The following is a 22,322-nucleotide window of genomic DNA, read 5'->3' as shown; positions in this document are numbered from 1 at the left end:
GCGTACAGACGCGGCGCGAGGGGCCGCGCAGAATCAATTGCATCAGAGCGGCATCCGCCGCAGCAGGCGACCCAATGCACGGCATGACCGCATCACCGATGATCCAGTACATCAACGCGCAGTGTCATTGCTCAATGATTTACCTGCACCGGCTCAGCGGCGTGCGCTACTCGGCCATCTACGAGTCGCCGTACCACTACGCGCTCACCCCGATCCACGGTGCGTCCAAGCATGTAAGCGCTGCGCAGCTGGCCGATGCCGAAGTCTGGCAGCTGCTGACCTAGCCCGTTGCACACTTCAGGAGATAGCCGCATGAGCAGTTTTAGCATCGAAGGCTGGTGCAAGACCGGCACTACGCAGAAGTCCACGCCGGTGGAGCAGATCCATTTCTACCTGAGCGGCAATGATCGTCTGCGCCTGGAACAAGCCGAGGAGCATCTGCAGCAGAGCCATGCGCCAGAGGTCATGCTTGATGTCGATATGGTCACGCTGGATTTGCAGGTGCCGCCGGACTACGGCCCTCTCTCCGATTGCCAGCTGCGGGTGTATTTGCGCGCCGAAGACCAACGAGGCCAATTTCACCTGGTTGGTCACCGGGCCAGCGATGGCAGTCTGATCTATACCAATGCGCTATTGATTGCCCTGCTGATGTAGCCCCGCCATCTTGGGGCAGCCAGGCTCAAGACGCTAAGCGCTGCAACCAAAGTTCCAGCGCCTGCGCTACCTGCTCCGGCTGCTCCAGGCTGGACAGATGGCCGCAATCATCGAGCACCACCAGTTGCGAGTCGGTAATCGCCGCCGCCAGTTCCTCATGCACGGCCAACGGGGTGATGGCATCTTCGCGGCCGCACAGAACCAGCGTCGGGCAACTGATCTGCGCCAAGCCAGAACGGCTATCGATCCGCCCGAGCATGGCCCGCTGCTGACGCATAAACGCCCCCTGACCCAGGCTGTTAGCCATGGCCGTCACCACCTCGGTCAGGCTCTCGTCAGCCAGATGCTCTGGATGCAGCAGCTTGGGCAGCAGGCCGGCAATAACTGCAGGAAAGTCGTGTTCAGCTTTCGCCATCAGCGCCTGGCGGCCCTGCTTGGCTTCCTCGCTATCGGCATGCGCGCTGGTATCCAGCAACGCCATGCCAAGCACCCGCTGCGGCGCCTGGCGCATGATTTCCAGGGCGACATAGCCACCCAGAGAAAGCCCGGCCAGGGCGAAATGTTCATCCGGCGCCTGGTCCAGCACCTTGCTCGCCAGTTCGCTGATGGAGTCGGCCTGGCTCAAATCGGCCACTGTGACATACGCCAGCTCGGCCAGCGCTGCCGACTGATGTTGCCAAAGTCGGGCATCGCTGAGCAGACCGGGAAGCAGAAGAAGATGTGGCTTGTGCATGGTGAACCTCGCGTAATCGTTGGGTGGGCTGCTTAACGCAGCGTGCAGATAGGTTCATCCAACATGGGCGTAAACCACGTGGCTTATCTGTACGGCCCCGCACACTGGCGGATTTGTTTCACGGGCGTGCCGAACCGCCGCCGTGCGGTCATAGCCAGTACTCCCAGAGCCGCGCGAACAGTTCCTTGACGCGCACATCCAGCGACCGCTCGCGCCAGACGGGCAGGGTGATTTCGCGGGATTTCGCCAGATCGGCACGAAACGCCGCGCGCATCTTGTCGCCGAAGTCGTTACCGAGCACCACGGCGTTGACCTCCTGGTTGTGCAGAAAACTGCGCCAATCGAGGTTGGTTGAGCCGACCGTCGACCACACGCCATCGATCACCGCCGTCTTCACATGCAGCAACGCATCGTGGCGCTCGTAGAGGCGCACGCCGGCCTGCAGCAGTTCGTCGTAGTAGGCGCGGCCGGCATGGAATACCAGCCAGGAATCGGTGCTGCTGGGCAGGATCAGGCGCACATCCACGCCGCGCGCCACCGCCTCCTTGAGGGTGGCCAGCAACTGCGGGTCGGGCACGAAATAGGCGTTGGTCAGCCAGATCTCGCGTTGTGCGCTGCGCAAGGCCGAAATCAGGGTGACGTAAATCAGGCTGTAGGGATCATCCGGCGAGCTGCCGATGGTGCGCACCACCTCGCTGCCGCGCGCTTCGACCGTTGGAAAGTACTGGTCGGTGGCCAGGGGCGGGCCCTTCTGCTTGGCCCAGGTGATGATAAACAGCTGCTGCAACTCGCCCACCACCGGCCCTTCGAGGCGCAGATGGGTATCGCGCCAGGGCAAGTCGGCTGCGGGGTCGGCTTGCTTGCCCAAGCGCAACGAACTACCGGAATACACGCTGCTGATGTTGACCCCACCGAGAAAGGCTATACGCCCATCGACGATCAGCAGCTTGCGATGGTCGCGCTGGTTCACTTCCCAGCCGGCTTTGGCGGTCAGCGGGTTGACCGGGTTGAACTCGACGACCTGCACCCCGGCTTCGCTCAGGCGGGTGAAGAAAGCCGTCTCGGCGCCCAGTGTGCCGACGCTGTCGCGGATCAGGTTGACCTGCACGCCGGCCTGCTGCTTGGCGATCAACGCCGCCGCAAAGCGCTGACCGATTTCATCATCATCGAAGATGTAGCTTTCCATATTGATATGGTCGCGCGCGTCGGCAATCGCCTTCAGCATCGCCTTATAAGTGCTCGGCCCATCCTGCAGCAGCTCGACCCGATTACCCGTGGTCAATGGGCTGCCGACAATCGACTCCTCGACGGCCAGATGCAGGTCGAAGAACGTGCTGGATGCGTCGCGGGTTTGCAGACGTTCGATAACGGCCTGGCTGCGCGCAGTCGACAGTGGGCCGTTGGCGTCGTCCAAGGCTACCGGCGTGCGGCTGTGTGCCATATCCGGTACCAGGGTGGGGAGCGCCGCACAGGCCGAAAACAGCGCCAGGCACACCGCCAACGGCACCATCAGCAACAGCAAGCAACGCATTCGTGACATGCAAAACCTCCAGGCAGTGGAGGGCGATGCAATCCCTGCCACCTGAGCAGAGCGGCCGGTGGAGCTACTTCAGCCCTTGCAGCTCTGGATAAAGTCTTTGACCTGCTGGTCCGCCTCGTCACGCGTGATGGCGTAACGCTGCTGCACCAACTCGATAAATTTTTGCTGCGGGTCTGCGGCATTGAGCAGCTCATCCTCGATCAGCCTGCCCGGCCTTTGCGCAGTGTTCTGCGGATGAATCGTGACGGCTTTGTAATACGACTGAATGTTGCGCTTGGCGCCCGGCTGTTGTTCGCCGACCGTGGCAGGGCCGCTGGGATAACGCTGTTCGGTAGGTTTGTTCATAGTTCCCTCTGATAAAGCCTCGAGCCCCGCGAAGTTGCAGGGGCTCGTACAGGAGACAGTGGCAGCCGAGCTGCTGGCGCGTCGGTGCGCTACAGCGCATAGAAAAGTTCAAAATTTTCGCGCGCCGACGTATGAGTGCGACCGCTTGTGCGGCGTTAGTACTACTTTATGAGCGGCTGTATGGCGGGCCGGTACAGGCTGCCAGCACGCAGAAAAAACGGCGCTGTCAGCAGGCAAAACACCTGTCGGTTGACGATACTTCAGCGCGAATTGGCGATAACCATCCTGCAAAGGGCAAGCACCATCATGAAGACGGAGAAGAGCGGTTCTACGGAAGGAGAGGGTGAAGGCTCGGCCTCTCAGCAGATCGATACGAAAATCAAGGAACTGAATGACTGGCGCGCAGAGACGCTGGCTTGGGTGCGTGCGCTGATCAAACAGGCCGATGCCGAGGTGGTCGAGGAAGTGAAGTGGCGAGGAGTTCCGGTGTGGTCGCATGGGGGAATCATCTGCACCGGTGAAACCTATAAAAGTGTGGTGAAGATGACCTTCGCCAAAGGCGCCTCATTGCAGGACCCGGCTGGGTTGTTCAACTCCAGCCTCGAGGGCAATACCCGGCGTGCGATTGACCTGCATGAGGGCGAGCGTCTTGATGAGCAGGCTTTAATGGCGCTCATTCGCGCCGCCGTGGCACTGAATACCTCGGTTGTACGCTCTCCGAAAAAACCGCGTGCAACCGGTTAAGTGAGCTGTTCGTACCACCTTCGCTGAACAGCCATTGCGCGGGTCTAGAGAACCGGGTCCTTGCTTAACGGCAAGCGGCAGCGATCCACCTTCCACCAGGTGGGCAGCAGCTTGCGGATCGCCGGCTGGTTGAAGCGATCATCGATCAGGTAGACCACGCCCTGGTCTTTGACGGTGCGAATAACCCGGCCGGCGGCCTGTACCACCTTCTGCAAACCCGGGTAGAGGTAGGTGTAGCCGTAGCCGTTATTGCTGCCGAACATCACCTCCATGCGCTGTTTGATCTCTTCATTGACCGGGTTGATTTGCGGCAGGCCGAGGGTGGCGATAAAGGCGCCGATCAGGCGGTCGCCAGGCAGGTCGATGCCTTCGCCAAAGGCGCCGCCTAACACGGCAAAACCGATACCGCGGCCCGTGCTGGAGAACCGATCAAGAAAGGCCTGGCGCTCGACTTCATCCATTTGTCGCGATTGCTGCCAGACCGGGATCTGCGGGTGCGCCATCTGCAACTCCTGCAGCACCGCCTGTAGATAGGTGTAACTGCTGAAGAAGGCCAGGTAATTGCCTGGTTTTTCCGCGTATTGGCGGGCAATCAGTGCAGCAATGGGCGCCAGCGAGAAGTCGCGATGGGCGAAGCGGGTGGACAGGTTGCTGACGGCCTGGACGTGCAGCTGCTCGGCGCTGAAGGGCGATTCCACATCGATCCAGGGTGTTTCTTCCGGTAGGCCGAGCAGGTCGGCGTAATAGTTCGCCGGACTCAGGGTGGCGGAAAACAGTGTGCAGCTGTGCGCCTCGTCGAAGCGCGGGGCGAGAAACGGCGCCGGCACGATATTACGGATGCACAGGGTGGACACCGATTGGCCACTGCCCTCGTCGCGGCTGATATCGAACAGTGAGTGCGCGCCAAAGGCCTCGGCCAGCCGGCAGAACAGCATGGCATCGAGGTAGAAGTGCAGCAGCTCGCTGGCATTACCAGCCGGCTGCTCGCTCAGGTGATCGGTGAGCGTGCTGACGGCCTTTTGCAGCGCCATGACGAACAGGTCCGGCGCGGTGGGATAGACCTGATACGCCACTTCTTGGTCGCGCTCAAGCTGCCGCCAGTGCCGGCTGATACGCTCCAGCGGCGCCTTCATCACGCTCGGCGCAATGCGCCGTAGCGCTTCAAAGCGTTGTTGATTGAGCTCAGCGGTGTACATGCCGCGCGCGCGCTCGATCAGGTTGTGGGCTTCGTCCACCAGCAGGGTGATGCGCCATTCATTGAGCAGGGTGAGGCCATACAGCAGACCGCCCATGTCGAAGTAATAGTTGTAATCGCAGACCACCACATCCGCCCAGCGGCACAGTTCCTGGCTCAGGTAATAAGGGCAGATCTGATGCGCTAGGGCAGTTGCCCGCACGCTTTCATGGCTCAGCCATTGGCCTTCGAGTGCGGCTTTGCGGGCGGCAGGCAAACGGTCGTAAAAGCCTTTGGCCAGCGGGCAGGAATCGCCATGGCAGGCTTTGTCGGGGTGTTCGCAGGCCTTGTCGCGCGCCACATGTTCTAGCACCCGTAGCGGCATCGCCTCTTCCTGGCTGCGTAGGGTGGCCAGTGCATCCAGCGCGAGGCGTCGGCCCGGTGTTTTTGCGGTAAGAAAAAACAACCGATCCAGCTGCTGCTCGGGGAAGGCCTTGAGCTGCGGAAACAGGGTGCCGAGGGTTTTACCAATGCCCGTGGTGGCCTGGGCCATCAAGCAGTGGCCATCACGGGCGGCGCGGTAAACCTGATTCGCCAGTTGGCGTTGGCCGCTGCGAAACTCTGCATGGGGAAAGCGCAGGCGCCCCAGGGCTTCATCGCGCTGGCGGCGATGCTCGCGCTCGTACTCGGCCCAGCGGATATATAGGCTGCAGTGCAGCTCGAAAAACTCACGTAGCTCATCTGCGGTGGCCGTCAGGTGGAAGGCGGTTTCATGCTGGGTGATGACATTGAAATAGACCACCGCCAGATTGATCTCCGCCATGTCGCGCGCCTGGCAGAGCAGCCAGCCGTAGACCTTGGCCTGAGCCCAGTGCAGCAGGCGGTGGTTTTCCGGGATACGGCTGATATCGCCTCTGTGAGTCTTGATCTCCTCCAGCAGGTTTTCATCCGGGTCGTAACCGTCCGCGCGGCCGCGTACCTGCAGGCCCTGGTATTCGCCACTCAATGGCAATTCGGCGCAGTAAGTCGGACCGCGCCGAGCGACCACGATGGCGTGGCCGGTCATGCCTTCCTGGGCGGTGGGCGAGGGGGTAAAGCGCAAGTCGAGGTCGCCGACCTTGGCGGTAAATTCGCACAACGCGCGTACCGCCACCTGATAGTTCACGCGTCGGCCCACTGCACGTAACAGACATCCACCGGCATGCCGTGCTCGGCGCAGAAGGCCAGCCAGCGCCGCTGGTTGTCTTGCAGGCGGTCGCCTGGGCCTTTCACTTCAATCATTCGGTAGCGCTGCTCGGCCGGCCAGAACTGGATCAGGTCAGGCATGCCAGCGCGGTTGGCTTTGATGTCCAGCAGTAGGCGCTTGAACCAGGCCCGCAAGTGCGCGGCGGGCAGGCAGTCGAGCGCTTGCTCCAGCAAGGTTTCGTCCAGCGCCGCCCAGAATACGAACGGCGACTGGATGCCGAATTTGGCCGTGTAGTTTTCGCGGATTACCTGCTTGTAGGCATCCGAATCGAGGTAGGCCAGACAGCTGGCAAACAACTCCTCGCGCTGGGTATGGAAGTCGGCACTGAACAGATCAACCGGCGCGGTGTGGAATGGGTGGAAGAACGCCCCCGGCACTGGCGCGAAGATGGCTTGCCAGCAGAGTAGACCGAACAGGCTACAGATCAGGCTGTTCTCGACATAGTGCACCGGTGCCTCGGGCTCATGCAGATGAGCTTTGACGGCAAACTCGACACTTTGTGCCTCAGGCCTTGGCAGACTCAGATCAATCCGCGCGGGCGATATTGGCTTAGCTTTACCAGGCAGCGGTTGCCCAAGCTGACGGGCCAGCCGCGTCAATGCGCGCTCCACCGCCTGCGCTTCGGCATCATTTTCCGGTGCATGGATGGCTTGCAGCGTCAGCTCATAGGCGTGTTCGGGGCGGCCCAGGCGTTCCAGTACGCGGATCTGCCGCAGGCGAGCACCGACATAACGGCAGTCGCTATAGAACGCCAACGCGCCTTCCAAGTCAGCCTCTCGCTCCAGCTGCTGGCCCATGCGGAACAACAGCTTGTTACGTCGCGCGGCCAGGAAGGGGGTATCGCAGACCAAGGCGCTGATCTGTTGCAGCACGTTGGCAAGCGGCTCGCCGGCCTCGAACTGTTCACGGCTGCGTTGCAGGTGCAGGTAGCAGTCCACATCGGCGCGGTGGCGGAAGGCCCGTGAATCGGGCGTCAGTTCTACCCGCTCATAGCGAAAGATCCCGAGCTCTGCAAGGACGAACTCGGACCAGTCCTGCCGCAGGTTACCGAAGAACATCAGGCGCAGACGCTCGCACAGGGCGTCGATGGTCAGGGAGACAATTTGCTCCTCACTTGCAGGACACCAGGTCGCAAAGGCGCGCGGCGCGGCATCGGTCTCGGTAAGTTGCGCCAGTAGCTTGGATTTGTTCTGCGACTTTCTTGAGCCGTGGCCCGCCAGGTGCTGGAGTACTTCATCCTTGCGCAGCAGCTTGAACAGCTCCTCCAGGCACAGCTCGGCGTCATGCCGCACCCAGCCCGCCTCAAGCAGCGGCATTGCCGCCTGGCGCGCGCAACCGATTTCCTCATAGCTCAGTTTGCTCAGGCGAAAGTGACTGCCCTTGCGCATGATCATCCGCACCAGCAGGGCTTGGGCAGGCGTATCCAGGGCGAAGAACTGCCGAACAAATTCATGTTCGGTCTCGCTCAACAGATCGGCATAGCGCTCCTGCAGCCAGGTCAGGGCCTGACGGAAATTCGCTAGGTAGTAGAAGCGCGGATCGAGTTGCGACTGCATGGGCGTGCCGGTTGCGGTTGGCATTACAGATACCTGTGTCTAGCAAACAACAATGAACAACAGGCGCGAAGGGCTGGCGCTGAAAGCACCGAACTTACAGAATTTCAGGCACAAAAAAAGACGTCCGTGGACGTCTTTAGATGTTTAGTTGGTGGGCCGGGGGGATTTGAACCCGGTCCTACACCTATCCATTGCTGGCCTATTTTGGACAAAACCAGCAATTCTGCGCCCTTCTGGCCAGTCATTCTGGCGGTTACCGGCCTTATCTGGCTAGTGTTTTCGACACTTTTTCGACATCAGCTTTTATAAATAATATCTGATTTCAATTGGCGCTAAGCTTTAACTCTTTAATATAATTAAAAGCATTTCGAGCAAAATTATCGTTCGGCTCAATTTGAAGCCAAAACGCAATTTTTCCTTGAACTACATCAAGGTAGAATGGGTCTTTGATTTTTCGTTTTGCAATATGGGAAAGATATCCATGCTTTCTTATATAATGAAACTCTTTCTTGATCTCTCGTTTTGAGCTTCGGGGTAAGGCGAGATTTTCACCAGAGACCGAAACACCAGTAACAATTCGTTGCCCGGGGTTAGTGTGTAGCCTGGTTTTTTCTCTGTTAGGAGAAAGCCCATATTTTTCAATTATCTTCTCAACGATAGAGATAAAGTTATGAGGTATGTAACTCCCGGAAAAAATTAAGTCGTCAGCATAGCGCGTATAATCAAGATCATAAGCTCTTGCTAGTTTGTTTAATCTATTGTCTAGGCTGAAAAGTAAAATATTACTAAGGTATGGGCTTGTGGATGCTCCTTGAGCAAGGAAGCCATTCAGGCAGCACAGTGATGCTAGATAATATGAAACGTTATGTGCATACCCTAGCGCTGAAAAAAAATTTAGAACCCATGCAATAGGAATTGAGGGGAAGAAATTCACCAAGTCCATTTTAAGAAGTGCTTTTTTGTTCAGATGAGGCTTTGCATTGCTAACAATTGATTTGCCTGGTGCAAAGCCATGCGCACAGCTATGTATCCCCTGCGACAAAAGAATATTTTGATATATCCATTGTTGGCAGAGCATTAAAGATGGGTAGGGTGAATGAATTTCCCTCTTGCCGCCTTTTCTTTTAGGGATACTGAAGTTTCTATAAAATTTTTCCGGTGCATTAACCATTTTCAAAACCTCATCGGATTTTATGCCGACGAGTTGAGAAAGATGTTCAAGTTCAAATATGATTGGCAGGTTCTTAGATGTAAGAGCCTTTATATATGAGACATACTTTTCTGTAGTCTCTAGAGGCAAGCCTCGATCTTCGAAGTAAAACTTCCAAGAATCTTCAACTTTTATTTTTTGCATAAAAAAGCTTACAAAGGCTACCTTCTATACTTGCAATAACACTAGGAGCAATTGTTTTTGCGCTTGCGCAAAAATGATTGCTTCTAGTGCGGCGCGCTCGCGCGCCAAGCTGCTTTTGCCTTTGCTTTTAAGCGTTGCGCTACATAAAAGCAGCGCTTTATCGCTTTTATGTAGCGCATTGGTTAAAGCCAGCCTTACCCTTGGGAGCGACTACACTCCAACGTACTAGCCTCTGTAAGCTGCCTCCTATAGTATTTAAAGCATCTCAGTTTGTAAAGCTCTTGTCGAGGCGGCTTCTGCTAGGAATATAGAAATCATTTACCTCTATCTTCTTACCTATAAACCTCTCTGGAACTTCTCTCCATTTAGGGCGCATCCGTTCTCCGCTACCGCTGTAGGAGCTAGATATTGTTTTAATACCTTTCCTTTCTATTTTTATTCTCTGGCCATCTATATTTATCAATTCCAGTTCACTTAGCCGGTTTATGGCTGAGGTGAAATCAGGGAATGAAACTCGAACCTTTCTGTATAGGGTAAAAGCTTCTAGCCCAGTGGATGATGAAAATAAATACTTAAGGATAATAAGTTCAATTCTCTTTAAGTTCACTAGGCGTCCCTCATTGCTCTGTGAAGAAGAACCTGCCTACAAGTTCCGTCGCTAAAGAAAGGCCACCAAAATATTGGGAAAACGTTATTTGGAGTATTGCCTCCATCCCTAGTATACAGGGACTCAGTTTCTCCATAGCCCAGGCTAGGCATTTCTCGGTCGTTATAAGCTTGTGATAAATTCTTCTCTAGCAATCGCATAAGATCAATCTGATCAGCTATCTGATCCTTGGGCGAATAATCTGTTATCCCTTTTTCAAGCAACACTAAAGCTTGAACATCTATACCTGCATCAATTAAAGCTTTGATCCCATCCTGCATTGCGATCAATGTTCTTACATATATTTTGTAATCTTCTATTTTGGCATTGCTGAATTGTTCTTTTATCGAGTTAACCCTGCCGATTGCAGAGCGGCCGCTTCCAATAAATTCATCAATAAGAACTATGTTCTTGTGTTTTGGGCTCGATTTATATGTTCTGTAGGCGGAGCCAAATTGGTTTACATGTTTGTATTCACGCCAGTTCATTTGTTCGAATATAAGCTTTAGGTCGTACAGGACTCGCTGCGAGCTATCACTTCCAGAGTCTGCAGCCATTGCAACTACTTGGGTTGTTTCGTCGGATATTCCATTAATACTAATGATATTGCTCACTAGTTTTTGCGTAAGCTCGGAATATTTTTCATTGGTGATATGGGTGAATCTTCCAAGTAGTTCAACTATCAACTTTCTTTTATCGTCTGTATCGCACTCGGAAAACAGAAGGTGATAAAGAGCTTCTTGCTTTGTTACAATCCATTTTTGTGTTGTGGAGAGTTCAAAAATGAGTTTGAATTGATTTTTGTTGTCTATGCGCACTTTTGGTTCTCTGCGCAAATTTCTTTTGCAGTGTAAAAATTATATGTGCTAATAATTAAAAAGTTATTTGCGCGCCTGCTTGATTTTTTCGACATAAACCTAACCCTCGGTTTTTTCTTGTTTTCGGAGCTTGCCCGCATCTAAACAAATTAAAGATTAACGCCGCAGGTTTTGATTGATTTAATCTCTGTGAATTTTATTCATTGCTGGATGCAGCATGCTCTAATTCTCTTAGAACTCTATCCATAGGGAAGTTATGTCGTCCCACTTAACGCTGTAGCCGGCTTGCTTTAGCTCTTCAAGCACGTCTTTAAATAGGTTTTCTAGATCGTCGTCTGAAACGCCGAAGTCCAAATGTAGATCGTCAAGCCCGACGACAGCCTCCCTGTGCCCCAACCTTACAGCGCGGGCAATTGACTCGATGGCTCGCCTTCGTACTTCATCTGGAATTCCACTTCTTGCCATTAGTGCTAGTTCTTTAGCGCGGCCTGCAGGGATCAACACCTCGCAGGTGTTTGCCCCCAAAAAGCTGGATTCGAGTCTTGCGTTCAGCTCAGCGTTCAGTGAGCGACCAGATGCTCTTGCTGCCTGCTCCGCTTGAGAGCGCAGCTGAGGTGGCATTCGTAGTTTGAATTGCGGGTCTTCTCTGCTCATAGAGTGATATTGGACCACGGTGGTCTTGACGACAATGGGACCACCGTGGTTCTATTTCATGCGGATCACGGTGATCCCTCTGCAGGGTGCTTGTTATGGACTTGGAAGATTTAGGACCGAAAAGCGTATTAGTGCCACCGCCGCTGATGCCGTGGCGCGAATTTGCCAACTGGATTCGCATGGGCGAAGAGCACGACATTGTCTGGGGCTGGATTCGTAACGACTACATCCCATCTCGCAAGGTCGGTAAGCACGTGATGGTGAATGTGGCCCTGCTGACTGCTCAGCTGCTGGAACAGGAGTAAACGCCATGATCAGTGACGACAGCCTGGACCTGTGCAGCGTGAAGACCTTTGCCGAAATGAGCGGCATATCCATCGAAGAGGCCATCGACTGGGTAGATAACGGCACCGTCCCGAGCATGCGGCTGGCTGACTTCCGCATGGTCAACCTGGCTCGCCTGCGTGATGACCTGCTCAATGGCAAGACCACCTTCAAAGAGGGGGACTACAGCCATGTCTAGCCTTTATCCCGCCGTCGACGTTGCTACGGCGGCGTCCTTCCTCGGTCAAACCGTGCTGATGGAAATGTACTGGGAAGATGAGCCGGAAACGGTCTGGTACTGCGTGCACATCGTCGGCGTCGTGCTGCCCATTGAAGGGATCTGCAACCAGGCCTATTTCATGGTGGTCAACTTCGCCAACGCGCGCCCCAGCCCCGATGAAATGTACTTCGCAGACATTCGCACCATTCGGGTAATACGGCACCGCGACCGGCATGGTTCCGGCAACGTACTGGGCCGTATTGCCCACCCTAACCAGGCCGGGTCAAGGGCCGCGCTCCCGGCTCGTCGGAACAGCTCCACCGTTCCGGCGAACGGAAGCACGGGCGCAGCGCACCCTTGACGCGGTGTGCCTATGAACAGCCTATCAGCGGGAGTATGGGGTAGCTTCACCGCCCCATGCTCCCGAGCCCTCGGCGGCAAGAGCGGGATGACAAGGGCAGCGCCCTTGGTGTGTTTCACCTTCGGCCACACCACGCCCCCAGCCGGCCCGCGAAGTGCTGAGCGCCCCGGTCCACAAACTCTCTTCTTACTAATCCTCCTCACAGCCTGGTGCAGCTGGGTCGCCAGTCGGCCGCCCAATGATTCACGCCCCGTCCTGGCCATCGCCCAGGAACCCACCTGCCAGCACCAGGCAGATCAACAGCCCCCAGTGCAAAGACCCAACCTGCAGAGCTGTGAAAACAGCCTGGCGCGCGTTCGTGAGCGCCGAAGTGGCTCGGTTCAGAGCGAAGGCGCGAGCGACGCGCGCGCCTTGCGCTTTTTTGCGTATGCGCGAGGGACGAGCGCTGCGCAAAAAGCGCGGGCTGACGTCCCTGTAACACGTCATATAAGTCCGAATGAAAGTGGTCATTACTGGTTAATAAAGGAAAAACACATGAGCGTGAAAGACCAAAGAAGGCTTGATCGAGTGACCGGCCTGGAATGCAAACGGGGCCGTTTGTTTATTGATGCGGCGACCGCGGCACTCACTGACCTGTCAGGCGTCCGCCTGCTGCGCTGTGGCGTCGATACCGTGCGCCAGCTCTACAAGGGGCTGATCCGCCCGCAGATCATGGAGCTATTCGACAACCCGGGCACCCTGGTCGACTTCGCTGGCCAGCGTTGGCACTCGGGCCGTGTAGGCCGTGACTCTGGCTACCAGTACAAGCTGCAGAACGCAGACCTGGGCATCATCCTGTTGGTGAAGAACTTCAACGCCAAGTTGGACAGCATCGGCCCCCACCTGAAAATCGAAGTGTCACCCCATGCCATCGACAGCCTGTCGCCTGAACGCCTGCAGGCGCGGTTGGACTTCTACGCCGCCCAGGTGATGACTCACGTTGAGATCAATCAGTGCGCTGTGCACCTAGCGTTAGACCTCCAGGGCTGGACACCTCCCGCCGATCTGGTGGCCCGCATGCACTGCAAGGCCCGCACACAGCGCGACATATCGGGTATCAGTGAAATCAACTGGGCGACCAAATCCAGCACCTACGGGCGTGGCGAAACCTCGATGTTCGGCTCTGCCAGTGGCGTGCAGATCTGTATCTATAACAAGACCGAACAGGCCAAAGCCTGCGACAAGCTCGACTACTGGGAAAGCGTCTGGAAACGCCGTGACAGCTTCGATGCGGCCGACCCGGACAACTACAACCCCAAGCAAACCGTGTGGCGTGTAGAGCTGCGTTATCACCACTCGATCATCCAGCAATTCGCCAGTGGCTCCCTGGATGTGAAAACCGGTGAAGCCATCGACACCCGTTCGTTTGCAGCCTTTGCCGGGCATCTGGACGGCCTGTGGCGCTATGGCCTGCGCCAATTCAAGTTGATGGATCGCCCTGGCTATTTCTCCCCCATCTGGACACTCATTCGCGAGGACGTGCGCGTGGACCTACCTGTTGATTCCCTGCTCGAAGACACCGAATACAAGCGCTACTACAAGACCTCCCGTGGCTTCTCAGGCAAGAACGTCGAACTGTTCCTGGGTAACTTCGTCAGCCTGCTGGCAAGGGAACGCGTGGGCGCAAAAAAGGCGTTTGACCGGCTGCAAACCTGGGAATGCTGGCCGGTCATACGTGATCACTACGCCGCCAAGGACATGAGCGAGCACGACATCTACAAACACATCAAAAACCTGCTGGAGGAACGTAACGTCAGGTGGGGGCGTGCCGTTTAATGGCCATCGAGCAACAGCCGGACGGACGCTGGAAAGTCGATGTAGAGCCGATCAAGGGCAAACGCTTTCGTAAGACCTTCAAGACCAAGGGGGAGGCTCAGCGGTTTGAGGCAACGTGCCGGGCCAAGGTCGTGGATAACCCCAGCTGGTCACCCAAGCCCACTGACGCGCGTCGGCTCACGGCCCTGATTGGCTCATGGTTTGATCTGCACGGACATTCGCTAAGGGATGGTGTGCGCCGCCGCTCCAAGCTGGATCTGGTCGCCAAGCGTCTGGGCAATCCACCTGCAGCCAAGCTAGATCCTCAGACCTACGCCCATGATCGACGGATCAGGTTAGGGCAGGGCGCGTCACCCAAAACCCTAAACAATGAGCTGGGGTATCTGCGTTCGGTCTACAACGAACTGCGCGGGCTGGGTGTCATCACCTACGCCAACCCGTTGGCCCTGGTGAAGCCATTGAAGATCCAGGAACGTGAGTTGTCCTGGCTGACCACTGAGCAAATCAGCGAGCTGTTACAGGTCATTCGTGATCGCTGCGATAACCCACACGTCGAGATCATCACGCTTATTTGTCTGGCTACCGGCGCTCGATGGTCAGAAGCCGAAAAGCTCAAACCGACCGGGCTACGTAATGGGGTGATCACGTTCAGCGGAACTAAGAGCGGGAAAGTACGTTCTGTGCCGATCACTGCAGAGCTAGAAGCCAAGATCCGCCAACATTGGAAACAGCATGGCCAGCCAAACGCGGCTATTACCTCGTTCCGCCGTGCACTGGCCAAGACGACTATCCAGCTACCGAAAGGCCAAGCCGCCCACGGCCTCCGGCATACGTTCGCAAGTCACTTCATCCAGAACGGCGGCAACATCCTCACCTTGCAGAAGATCCTGGGTCACTCCAGCTTGGCCATGACCATGCGCTACGCGCACTTGGCGCCGGATCACCTGACTGATGCTATTCGTTTTGGGCCAAGTACTTCTAATTAGGGTTTTGCTCTTGGTTCGCTTGCAGTGAATCAATGGTCCGCTTCAATTCTTGCTCCATGACTTCCCATTGCCTGATCATTTGCGACTCAAATTGTTGCCGCTCGGCAGGTAACCCAAGATCGCTTCTGATGGCCATCAGTGCTTCAACGTATTGCGAGCTCAAAGGCTTCATTTCGGATAATAGAGCTTCGGTAAAGGCCAATTGCTTGCTTGTATAAATCTCCCATAGCTCATCGCGTGTTTGGGCATGGGCATTCATTTGGCTGAGATGGAAATTATGGCGTTTTTGAAGCTGCTCGAAGGCTTTCGTGTCTACTTCACCAGAGTCGATCATGTCCGAGATCGTGCCTTGGTAGCGCTTAACTTGCTCCAGTGACTCTTCATAGCTCTTGCTTACAATGTCTATGTCAATGCGGGTTCTCCTCAATGGGTCAGAGGCTGCTAGCAGCCGTAAGATTGCCGCTCCATATCTGGCATTCAGCTCGCCGACTAAATATGCAGTGCTAGGCTCAGCGACCAGCTGAAGCTTTGCTATTGCCGAGAACAACCCGCTCATTTCATTCAGGGAGTTGTCTTTGGTGAAGTCGCTTGAGGCCAGGGAGCCAATGTGATTGTTGGCTTTCCCTAGCTCCTCGGCGACTAGCAAATACACCTCTTGCCTTAGCTTCCCTGTACGTTCTTTGCCTTTCTCTGTGGCGTCGTGGGCAAGCTGAATCCGCAGTCGCTTGGTATTACTAGCATTTGAAATGAACACACCGGTCAAGGTGAGTACTGACGCTAAAAGCCCTGACCAGACTACGTCAGGCACTTGGGAGAGGAGTTCTGCTAGCGTGGTTACGCTCATGGCATGGTGCCTTAAAGTGGTCGGTGTTCTTAGGATATCTAAGAGCTTCTGCACTCGACACCTTTTCGACACCCAAAGAAAAACCCCTGACTTTCTCTAGGAAAATCAGGGGTTTATTTGGTGGGCCGGGGTAATCTGAACTAGTCGTGTAAGCTATTGATTATAAAATAATAGTTTGGTTTATTTTTTGTCCTGGAATGCCATTTGGAATGCCAAGAAGATTTGCTTGGTATCTTGGGGCGTATTGGTGGCGCGCCATTGCCATTTCATTTCTTAGCCAGTTGCTAGGCATCGACCAGTGATCTCGGGCTCAGATATTCACGCTTCGCCACAGCAGCGCCGATAGCTTCCTGGATCTCGCGCATCCGTTTTTCTGTGAGCTCGTTTGCTGCGGGCTCGTCCTCGGGGGGCAGGTCGGGTTGTATTCCCTCATAAAACAACTCCCAGATTGCAAGCTGCTTCAGGCAGCGCTTCAGGTGTTTATTCGCCTCTTCAATTCTGACCCCATTCAATTCATGTGCAAGCTTGCTCGAATTGCGCGTGACCTTCGCCGTTATAGCCTCGCGCCGCTTTTCCCCTTTCTGATCTTGTGCCGCCTGCGAAGCACCTTCGATCAATCTTTCGATTAGCGCCGTCTCGGTTGTTTTGTGTCTTTTCGCCAGAGTTTTGAGCGTGGCCTTGGTTGCTCTTGGGAGAGTGAAGGAGCACGTTTTCCGGCCGCCCTCCGCCAGTCGATAGCGCCTTTGCCGGATGGCGTTCCTCAGGCGCGCAATCAGTTTTACACCGTAGGCAGTGAGCTCGAGTTTTTTAATGGCGCTCGTGAGGGCGTTGAAGTCACTGCTAATGACCAAGCCGATCTCGCCGCGTTCAGCGAGTGAGGTTCTGCTGGTTAGGTAGCTTGCCGCCCATGCCCACTCTTCCCTGTCCATCTCGGTCAGCCAGTTCGGCGCGGTGTTGGTCTCGTCCATCTTTGTGTCTCCTCACTCACTGGCCGCGTTCCGGGTACAGAAAATTTGCTTGCTGAATTTGTTGTTACAAGAATGATTAACGGCGCGGTTAAGGGATTTTTGACTACTAATGTTAGCTTATTCGTTAAACGTTGTGTTAGCGAGCCTGTTAACGTGTCTGTTACATGTAATTGATAATCTAGTTCTATAGGGTATAGGATCTCATCTAATTAAAGGTTGTTTTTGGTGATTTTGTGGCGACATTACTGATTTTCTCAGCGTCTATGAACGTAGGGCATGAGTCTAGATATTTTCTTCAAGCTCTGCTGCTTAATAAGCCGGATCTACTGAGCGTTCCGTACAAGGTCAAAATGGTAGCGAAGCGCCTTTGTCTGACGGAGAGGTTGGTCAGGGATGCTTCGCTGGAGTTGGCCGCTGCTGGCCTGCTGGTAGCCAAAAAACTTACAGATAAGGTGGGGCGACCTGGGCAGGAGTACGAGGCGTCACCGCATCTGCGCGTCTTGATTGCTGATACGAAGATGGCTCCAGTCGCACACCAGGAGCTGGTTGTACGCCTGTTCATAGAGCCAGATATTTATGCCCAAGGACCGCTGCCCAAAGCCGCAACAGAAAAATCTGCCCGTGTGTTAGTGCGCAAAGATGGGCTGCCGGCAGCGCCAGGGGCGCATGGTCGTCTAGGGGCCGCAAGCAGAATGATCTTGGCTGCGCTTCTGATCTCGGCGGATCAATGTGGGTTTGTGTCTGGGCTGGGCGAGTCGAAGCTTCGAGCGATGACAGGTTTGACTGCTGTTGCTGTTAGGCACCAGCTGAAGCGTCTTATAAGTCTGGGGTTCATACGTAGCCACGTGCCTGGCGTATCCAGTGCTGTCTTCAAAGGCTCAAGGGTCAGTAGTGCCTACTACTTGAATCTGGATCATCCGCAGCTAGGGGCGCAGCCAAGTTCTCGTGCGCTGGCTGTGTACGCCACACGCGGGCCTAGCAAATTCGAAACTTTAGCTGTCGGCCTACCCCAAGAGGCTGTGAGAGCTTTGCGGGCGCTGGAGCCTGCAACCATAGACATGCTTTACCACAAGCTTGCAAGCTGTACATCGCATCTGTTGGCGTTGATGTGGGGGGCTGTAGATGACAAATACAGCGAAGCTGAGTCAGGCATTGCCGACATGATTGCTAAAGAGCTAGGGCAGTTGCAGATCGGCAGCACTGCTCAAGGAGAGGGGATTTACTGGGCGGGAATACATGAAAATTTCCTCGATGCGACGCGCGAGTGGGCGAGAAGTCTACATCGACGGCTTTGCAGAAAGGTGTGGCCTGGTTACAGGCCTGAATCCGTCAGGTTAATGCCGGGGCCAGAGCAGCACGATACGTTCAGAGTCACGACTGTGTTCGCATACCCCGCGCCGCAGAAGCAAAAAGCCTGTGTCGTGTTCTGGGATGAGTTCAACGGACGTGCCGACCATTATGGAAGTGAAGCTGATCTTGGCTTCGAGCTTCGATATGCATTTGGCCTGTTAACAGCACCCGCCTAGCTAGAGTCGGTCGCGGGTAATTTTTTATCGCTCTTGCACATCCTCTGAGCCATTACGCAGAGGAGCCAGCTCATGAGAATCATCCGTCTAAAAGACGTCATCGACTCGACCGGCCTAGCTCGATCGACCATCTACAAATACATCGCGGAAGGCACCTTTCCGAAACCGGTATCCCTCGGCGACCGCTGCGTGGGCTGGGTCGACTGTGAGGTGCACGAATGGATCCTGGCGCGGATTGAGGAGCGCGACCTGGCAGAGGGAACTACGGTGCGCACCACTGGCCACCTGAGTGTGGCCAACTAGGACTGATCAACGCCATGACCGACTATGGTTGGTCATGGCGTTTATGCCGAGTGCAGCTATACATTTTTCGACCAGCCGTGCAGCTGTTCTCCTCATTGCTCGGCTTGTTTGGGCAGCTATATCAGCGCATGTCTAAATAGTTTTCTTCCGGAGTAACGTATTGGCAGAAATTGCCAGCCTGGCTGGAAAATTGAGGCCCCGTTTCACGAGCCAATTGAGTGAGGCGTTTTCGGTAAAAGTAATATGCTTTAAGCAGTCCTTACCACCACAAGGTTTCAGGGTTACTCGCCAGATTAGACAGTCACTTGTACGGGCATACGCCAGCTGGATTCACAGGGCACTGTTCAAGGGTGGATCGTCACCTGATTGCTATGTCTACGGGCTGGTGAATCTAGGCCAATCTACCGATCACCAATGGCAACTAGGTAGGTTGAGCATCAAGAGGTAACGGTTAAAAAATATTCATTGGGCAGAGATTATGAACCTAGCCCAGGAGTAGTAACCATGCACCTTGACTCCCCCAAGACCAAGCGTCCTCAGCTTCGCCATTCCGGTAATACCAACCTTCACCTGTGCGACTCCCCTACCTACGATGGCATGCCCGTAATGCTTGCCGCAGGCCCCTTCATTCGCGAATACCTTTCCCGTCTAAAGCAGACCATTGACCTAGCCCTAGATCAGCACTCAAGGGTTCTGGCATTCCGGGTTGATCTACGCCTGCCCTTAGGTATCGACCTGCCTGACTACGCTTACACCAACGAAGTTATCAGCCGCTTCATAGACTCATTCAAGGCCAAGATTGAGCACAACCGCGCCAAGGCTCGTGAGCGGAACCCGTACGCTCATGAAAGCAAGGTACGTTACGTCTGGGCCAGAGAAATTGGAGAGATGGGACGCCCGCATTACCACCTCCTGATCCTGCTCAACCAAGATGCTTTTTATACGGTGGGGTGGCTAAAATCTAAAGCCAGCAATATCAATAACCGTATGAATGAAGCCTGGGCCAGCGCTCTTGGGCTGTCAGTTGATGATGTGAGGGGGCTGGTGAATATCCCTCCCAACGCTGAGTATCGGATAGTGCGAAATGTTAGACCTGATGATACCGACGAATTGCCTGCACTGTTCTACAGGGCGAGCTACCTCTGCAAGGCGGCTACGAAGTCCTACGGCGACCGTCAGCGGGGATTCGATACCAGTAGGGGCTAGATCAGATATCCGGCCTTACAACGAGATTGGGTGCCGCTTTTACCGATATGCTCGGCTTGGCAGAGCAGTACATTCGCTTGTGAATGGTTGCTGGTAGGTCGGGTGATACGGTTGTTTCAATTAGTCCGCGCCCGTCGACAGCGCAGTAGGGGCAGAATCGGGAGCCTGGTGCGCTTAGCAGGTGGCAGGCTTTGCATTCTGCGGCCTTTCCGTTCCAGTCACGCAAAGCTTTCAGCATTGTTGCCGCGATGAGTTCAGATCTACCGCTTACAGTGGCGTCTTGCGGTTGGGTTGGATGATGGATTGCCATTTCAGCTTGCGTGGCACGATGTGTCTTCAGAGCCAGATCATGCTCGGCCGCTTCATTTGCGATGGCAAGCTGTCGGACCCGCTCTTCAGCTTCACGCTCGGCTTGTTCATTCAGCCAAGTAGCGTTCAGCTCAGAGGCCCGTGATTGGAGCTGCTGCTCCATGAGGGTTTTTAACAATTCGCCACGAAGGCACCTGATCCAGGAACGATTCGACGGATCCTGCAGCACGGCATACTTGAAACTTTCAGCATCATTGATCTGCTCAAGGGTTAGGCGGTGCAGGTCAATCTCCATGCTGGAGTGTTCGAGGGCTTGAAGCTGACGGTAACGCTCATGCTCCATCCTGGAAGACATCTTGATTCGTACGATCAACTGTCGGCCAGAAAGGTGCAGGACCGCATGGCCTCTCAACTCATCCAGCTCAACGAATCGTTCGACTGAGTCTGCTGTGACTGCTACGGGGGGTAGTTCGACCTTTTCTTCCAGCAATCCACCGCTAGCGGTGGTGATTCTGACCATGTCGAGGAAGGCCGGGAGCATGAGCTGCTTGTTCTGCACGATTAGTGCAACTGCAGAGCGTCTTACGCCCTCGCGAAAGCCAGTGGTGCAATCATTCGATTGGGCATGGCGAAAGTGAGGAACAACTTTTTCGCCATTGTTGGCAGCATTCAGCGGCTGCCGGCAACCTGGGCAAATGCAGTTGCAGCGAAGACCATTCTCGACTTCAAAGGCGCGGAATAGGGCTCCATCACGCTCACCAAAAGGAATTTTGTTTTCGTGCATCATCCATGCTCCACGCTTTTGCATCGCTCGGCCGGATCATAGCCGGTGAGCTAGCGCACAAGAAGATTGGGTCACATCAATCCCGTATGATCACGGCATTATTCGGCGAAGGATTATCAGTTGTGCAGAACCAGGATCTGCGATGCCAGGAGTATTACCAGACTCGCTTTACTGGTTATCTGAATCAGTTCGCCCCAGGCAGGGCGCTCGACGAGTGCCTGCATGATTTTCTGGATCAGCGTCCGCAAGGAAAATACACCGCGCGCAATCGAGCGGCTGGATTGGTTGCTGCTGATTTCTGGTTGGTGCCCGCCAGCCTTGAGGGGGCTCAGATTGCGAGCCAGGCGCTGGCGCGCGTTCTGTATTTCGATGATGTGATCAGTACGCAGCTGCTGGATCATTTGGCAGTTCATTATCCAGATGTTTTGCGCTGGGCCATTCGCTACTCGAAGCTGTTTACACGCAGCGGATCACCGCTCTGGAAGCATCTTCGGGAGACGCTGAGCGGCGATACGTGGCAAGAATTCTTTGGCGTCTGTGATCGCCTTCTGCAGCAACTCGAACCTTTTGATGAGGTAATCGTTCAGGCTGAGAATCAGCTTAAGTCGCTCTCCCTGCTTGAGCTGCTTTCCTACCTCAGTGTGTTGGCCTATGGCCGTCTGGGCGAGGTAGATGATGATCCTGCTGGCAAGGATTGGGGTGTCTACGAACGGATCGTTCTGCGCAAGCTTAAAGTCTGCACCGAATCTGATTTTCGAGTATCCGAGGAGGTGCTCGGGCGCTCGCTGAAACGACACCTATCGCCAATGCTCTTCCCTCAGTCTGGCGGGGGGGCTGAATGTGTCGCTCATTTGGAAAGGTTGGCTGTATTGGTCGCTGCGATGCGTGAGCGCATCGACTACGAAGGATCCATCGACTGGTTCTGCTACGACAGTGAGTGTGATTACCAGCTCAGGCCTGGGCAGTCAGTCATCTTCAATAAGACTGATGAGGGCACACAGCGTTGGCAGCGTACCGAGCGCAAAAGCCAGTTGTTCTGGTGTTACTGGATGCGCCGTGCAGTTGAGGTGTTTGCTGCTTCAGGTATGGCGGGGGGGATCATCGGCAGCCCCCGAAAACNATGAAGACCAAACAAMCTCGCGGATATAAAAGSAGSTYSSWGATNNACACATCTTAYGCWGCCGHCSACGCCSCCCGAGGGGGGAGATCGGG

Annotated in this window: 22 protein-coding genes; 11 read left to right on the top strand and 11 right to left on the bottom strand. The window is 55.1% G+C overall.

What is annotated here, in order from left to right; genetic code table 11:
• Positions 1 to 74: 74 nt before the first annotated feature.
• Complete coding sequence (locus ACQ4LH_RS19625; protein WP_430698730.1) at positions 75 to 284, top strand: hypothetical protein; 210 nt, start codon at positions 75 to 77, stop codon at positions 282 to 284.
• Between the two features lie 28 nt (positions 285 to 312).
• On the top strand, positions 313 to 654 hold the full coding sequence (locus tag ACQ4LH_RS19620) for a hypothetical protein (RefSeq protein WP_430698729.1): 342 nt from the start codon (positions 313 to 315) through the stop codon (positions 652 to 654).
• 25 nt (positions 655 to 679) lie between these two features.
• On the opposite strand, the gene ACQ4LH_RS19615 is transcribed toward ACQ4LH_RS19620, so the two are convergent.
• The 3 genes from ACQ4LH_RS19615 to ACQ4LH_RS19605 form a co-directional block, all read right to left on the bottom strand.
• A complete protein-coding gene (locus ACQ4LH_RS19615; protein WP_430698728.1) occupies positions 680 to 1,387 on the bottom strand; it encodes an alpha/beta fold hydrolase in 708 nt (235 codons plus the stop codon).
• A gap of 148 nt (positions 1,388 to 1,535) precedes the next feature.
• Positions 1,536 to 2,927 carry a cardiolipin synthase gene (cls, locus tag ACQ4LH_RS19610; RefSeq protein ID WP_430698727.1) on the bottom strand — a complete coding sequence of 464 codons (1,392 nt, stop codon included), beginning with the start codon at positions 2,925 to 2,927 and terminating at the stop codon, positions 1,536 to 1,538.
• A gap of 69 nt (positions 2,928 to 2,996) precedes the next feature.
• Positions 2,997 to 3,272, bottom strand: coding sequence for a hypothetical protein (locus tag ACQ4LH_RS19605; RefSeq protein ID WP_430698726.1), 276 nt, complete (start codon positions 3,270 to 3,272; stop codon positions 2,997 to 2,999).
• 306 nt (positions 3,273 to 3,578) lie between these two features.
• On the opposite strand from ACQ4LH_RS19605, the gene ACQ4LH_RS19600 reads away from it, so the two are divergent.
• Positions 3,579 to 4,016 (top strand): DUF1801 domain-containing protein, encoded by a 438-nt coding sequence (locus tag ACQ4LH_RS19600; protein ID WP_430698744.1) that lies wholly within the window; start codon positions 3,579 to 3,581, stop codon positions 4,014 to 4,016.
• 44 nt (positions 4,017 to 4,060) lie between these two features.
• Here ACQ4LH_RS19600 and ACQ4LH_RS19595 read toward each other — a convergent pair whose 3' ends face one another.
• The 5 genes from ACQ4LH_RS19595 to ACQ4LH_RS19575 form a co-directional block, all read right to left on the bottom strand.
• Positions 4,061 to 6,355 carry an ATP-dependent DNA helicase gene (locus ACQ4LH_RS19595; protein WP_430698725.1) on the bottom strand — a complete coding sequence of 765 codons (2,295 nt, stop codon included), beginning with the start codon at positions 6,353 to 6,355 and terminating at the stop codon, positions 4,061 to 4,063.
• Positions 6,352 to 8,016, bottom strand: coding sequence for a VRR-NUC domain-containing protein (locus ACQ4LH_RS19590; protein WP_430698724.1), 1,665 nt, complete (start codon positions 8,014 to 8,016; stop codon positions 6,352 to 6,354). Before ACQ4LH_RS19590 ends, ACQ4LH_RS19595 begins: the two co-directional genes overlap by 4 nt.
• Before the next feature lie 298 nt (positions 8,017 to 8,314).
• Complete coding sequence (locus tag ACQ4LH_RS19585) at positions 8,315 to 9,346, bottom strand: retron St85 family RNA-directed DNA polymerase (protein ID WP_430698723.1); 1,032 nt, start codon at positions 9,344 to 9,346, stop codon at positions 8,315 to 8,317.
• A gap of 606 nt (positions 9,347 to 9,952) precedes the next feature.
• Positions 9,953 to 10,810, bottom strand: a complete 858-nt coding sequence (locus ACQ4LH_RS19580; RefSeq protein WP_430698722.1) for a phosphoribosyltransferase-like protein — start codon at positions 10,808 to 10,810, stop codon at positions 9,953 to 9,955.
• A 231-nt stretch (positions 10,811 to 11,041) separates the two neighbouring features.
• Positions 11,042 to 11,464, bottom strand: coding sequence for an Arc family DNA-binding protein (locus ACQ4LH_RS19575; RefSeq protein WP_430698721.1), 423 nt, complete (start codon positions 11,462 to 11,464; stop codon positions 11,042 to 11,044).
• A gap of 95 nt (positions 11,465 to 11,559) precedes the next feature.
• On the opposite strand from ACQ4LH_RS19575, the gene ACQ4LH_RS19570 reads away from it, so the two are divergent.
• The 5 genes from ACQ4LH_RS19570 (at position 11,560) to ACQ4LH_RS19550 (ending at position 15,170) form a co-directional block, all read left to right on the top strand.
• Positions 11,560 to 11,769, top strand: coding sequence for a DNA-binding protein (locus ACQ4LH_RS19570; protein ID WP_430698720.1), 210 nt, complete (start codon positions 11,560 to 11,562; stop codon positions 11,767 to 11,769).
• 5 nt (positions 11,770 to 11,774) lie between these two features.
• A complete protein-coding gene (locus ACQ4LH_RS19565) occupies positions 11,775 to 11,987 on the top strand; it encodes a hypothetical protein (protein WP_430698719.1) in 213 nt (70 codons plus the stop codon).
• A complete protein-coding gene (locus tag ACQ4LH_RS19560; RefSeq protein ID WP_430698718.1) occupies positions 11,980 to 12,369 on the top strand; it encodes a hypothetical protein in 390 nt (129 codons plus the stop codon). The genes ACQ4LH_RS19565 and ACQ4LH_RS19560 overlap by 8 nt, the downstream gene beginning before the upstream one ends.
• Positions 12,370 to 12,903: 534 nt before the next feature.
• Complete coding sequence (locus ACQ4LH_RS19555; protein WP_430698717.1) at positions 12,904 to 14,184, top strand: hypothetical protein; 1,281 nt, start codon at positions 12,904 to 12,906, stop codon at positions 14,182 to 14,184.
• Positions 14,184 to 15,170: a phage integrase gene (locus ACQ4LH_RS19550; RefSeq protein WP_430698716.1), complete on the top strand. Its 987-nt coding sequence runs from the start codon at positions 14,184 to 14,186 to the stop codon at positions 15,168 to 15,170. The genes ACQ4LH_RS19555 and ACQ4LH_RS19550 overlap by 1 nt, the downstream gene beginning before the upstream one ends.
• Here ACQ4LH_RS19550 and ACQ4LH_RS19545 read toward each other — a convergent pair.
• Both ACQ4LH_RS19545 and ACQ4LH_RS19540 read right to left on the bottom strand, forming a co-directional pair.
• Positions 15,163 to 16,014 (bottom strand): hypothetical protein, encoded by an 852-nt coding sequence (locus ACQ4LH_RS19545; RefSeq protein WP_430698715.1) that lies wholly within the window; start codon positions 16,012 to 16,014, stop codon positions 15,163 to 15,165. The two genes, ACQ4LH_RS19550 and ACQ4LH_RS19545, sit on opposite strands and share 8 nt — an antisense overlap.
• A 284-nt stretch (positions 16,015 to 16,298) precedes the next feature.
• Positions 16,299 to 16,982, bottom strand: a complete 684-nt coding sequence (locus ACQ4LH_RS19540; protein WP_430698714.1) for a hypothetical protein — start codon at positions 16,980 to 16,982, stop codon at positions 16,299 to 16,301.
• A 233-nt stretch (positions 16,983 to 17,215) separates the two neighbouring features.
• Between ACQ4LH_RS19540 and ACQ4LH_RS19535 the strand changes: the two genes are divergently transcribed.
• The 3 genes from ACQ4LH_RS19535 (at position 17,216) to ACQ4LH_RS19525 (ending at position 20,017) form a co-directional block, all read left to right on the top strand.
• Positions 17,216 to 18,508 (top strand): hypothetical protein, encoded by a 1,293-nt coding sequence (locus tag ACQ4LH_RS19535; RefSeq protein ID WP_430698713.1) that lies wholly within the window; start codon positions 17,216 to 17,218, stop codon positions 18,506 to 18,508.
• A 72-nt stretch (positions 18,509 to 18,580) separates the two neighbouring features.
• Positions 18,581 to 18,811, top strand: coding sequence for a helix-turn-helix transcriptional regulator (locus ACQ4LH_RS19530; RefSeq protein WP_430698712.1), 231 nt, complete (start codon positions 18,581 to 18,583; stop codon positions 18,809 to 18,811).
• Between the two features lie 504 nt (positions 18,812 to 19,315).
• Positions 19,316 to 20,017 (top strand): inovirus Gp2 family protein, encoded by a 702-nt coding sequence (locus ACQ4LH_RS19525; RefSeq protein ID WP_430698711.1) that lies wholly within the window; start codon positions 19,316 to 19,318, stop codon positions 20,015 to 20,017.
• A 1-nt stretch (position 20,018) separates the two neighbouring features.
• Here the strand turns inward: ACQ4LH_RS19525 and ACQ4LH_RS19520 are convergent, their stop codons facing one another.
• The gene (locus ACQ4LH_RS19520) at positions 20,019 to 21,113 is read right to left on the bottom strand and encodes a hypothetical protein (RefSeq protein WP_430698710.1); all 1,095 of its coding nucleotides are present in this window, start codon (positions 21,111 to 21,113) and stop codon (positions 20,019 to 20,021) included.
• Positions 21,114 to 22,322: the final 1,209 nt, after the last annotated feature.

It is taken from the genome of Pseudomonas peli (assembly GCF_050563605.1).
In the GTDB taxonomy this organism is placed as follows: Bacteria; Pseudomonadota; Gammaproteobacteria; order Pseudomonadales; family Pseudomonadaceae; genus Aquipseudomonas; species Aquipseudomonas peli_A.
This window is presented reverse-complemented; position numbering and strand designations above follow the sequence as displayed.

Excerpts from the sequence above, each read along its gene's own strand:
- cls (WP_430698727.1), bottom strand. The coding sequence starts at position 2,927 with ATGTCACGAATGCGTTGCTTGCTGTTGCTGATGGTGCCGTTGGCGGTG.
- ACQ4LH_RS19545 (WP_430698715.1), bottom strand. The coding sequence starts at position 16,014 with ATGAGCGTAACCACGCTAGCAGAACTCCTCTCCCAAGTGCCTGACGTA.
- ACQ4LH_RS19590 (WP_430698724.1), bottom strand. The coding sequence starts at position 8,016 with ATGCCAACCGCAACCGGCACGCCCATGCAGTCGCAACTCGATCCGCGC.
- ACQ4LH_RS19605 (WP_430698726.1), bottom strand. The coding sequence starts at position 3,272 with ATGAACAAACCTACCGAACAGCGTTATCCCAGCGGCCCTGCCACGGTC.
- ACQ4LH_RS19625 (WP_430698730.1), top strand. The coding sequence starts at position 75 with ATGCACGGCATGACCGCATCACCGATGATCCAGTACATCAACGCGCAG.
- ACQ4LH_RS19525 (WP_430698711.1), top strand. The coding sequence starts at position 19,316 with ATGCACCTTGACTCCCCCAAGACCAAGCGTCCTCAGCTTCGCCATTCC.
- ACQ4LH_RS19560 (WP_430698718.1), top strand. The coding sequence starts at position 11,980 with ATGTCTAGCCTTTATCCCGCCGTCGACGTTGCTACGGCGGCGTCCTTC.
- ACQ4LH_RS19570 (WP_430698720.1), top strand. The coding sequence starts at position 11,560 with ATGGACTTGGAAGATTTAGGACCGAAAAGCGTATTAGTGCCACCGCCG.
- ACQ4LH_RS19520 (WP_430698710.1), bottom strand. The coding sequence starts at position 21,113 with ATGATGCACGAAAACAAAATTCCTTTTGGTGAGCGTGATGGAGCCCTA.
- ACQ4LH_RS19540 (WP_430698714.1), bottom strand. The coding sequence starts at position 16,982 with ATGGACGAGACCAACACCGCGCCGAACTGGCTGACCGAGATGGACAGG.
- ACQ4LH_RS19620 (WP_430698729.1), top strand. The coding sequence starts at position 313 with ATGAGCAGTTTTAGCATCGAAGGCTGGTGCAAGACCGGCACTACGCAG.
- ACQ4LH_RS19615 (WP_430698728.1), bottom strand. The coding sequence starts at position 1,387 with ATGCACAAGCCACATCTTCTTCTGCTTCCCGGTCTGCTCAGCGATGCC.
- ACQ4LH_RS19585 (WP_430698723.1), bottom strand. The coding sequence starts at position 9,346 with ATGCAAAAAATAAAAGTTGAAGATTCTTGGAAGTTTTACTTCGAAGAT.
- ACQ4LH_RS19555 (WP_430698717.1), top strand. The coding sequence starts at position 12,904 with ATGAGCGTGAAAGACCAAAGAAGGCTTGATCGAGTGACCGGCCTGGAA.
- ACQ4LH_RS19530 (WP_430698712.1), top strand. The coding sequence starts at position 18,581 with ATGAGAATCATCCGTCTAAAAGACGTCATCGACTCGACCGGCCTAGCT.
- ACQ4LH_RS19600 (WP_430698744.1), top strand. The coding sequence starts at position 3,579 with ATGAAGACGGAGAAGAGCGGTTCTACGGAAGGAGAGGGTGAAGGCTCG.
- ACQ4LH_RS19550 (WP_430698716.1), top strand. The coding sequence starts at position 14,184 with ATGGCCATCGAGCAACAGCCGGACGGACGCTGGAAAGTCGATGTAGAG.
- ACQ4LH_RS19575 (WP_430698721.1), bottom strand. The coding sequence starts at position 11,464 with ATGAGCAGAGAAGACCCGCAATTCAAACTACGAATGCCACCTCAGCTG.
- ACQ4LH_RS19565 (WP_430698719.1), top strand. The coding sequence starts at position 11,775 with ATGATCAGTGACGACAGCCTGGACCTGTGCAGCGTGAAGACCTTTGCC.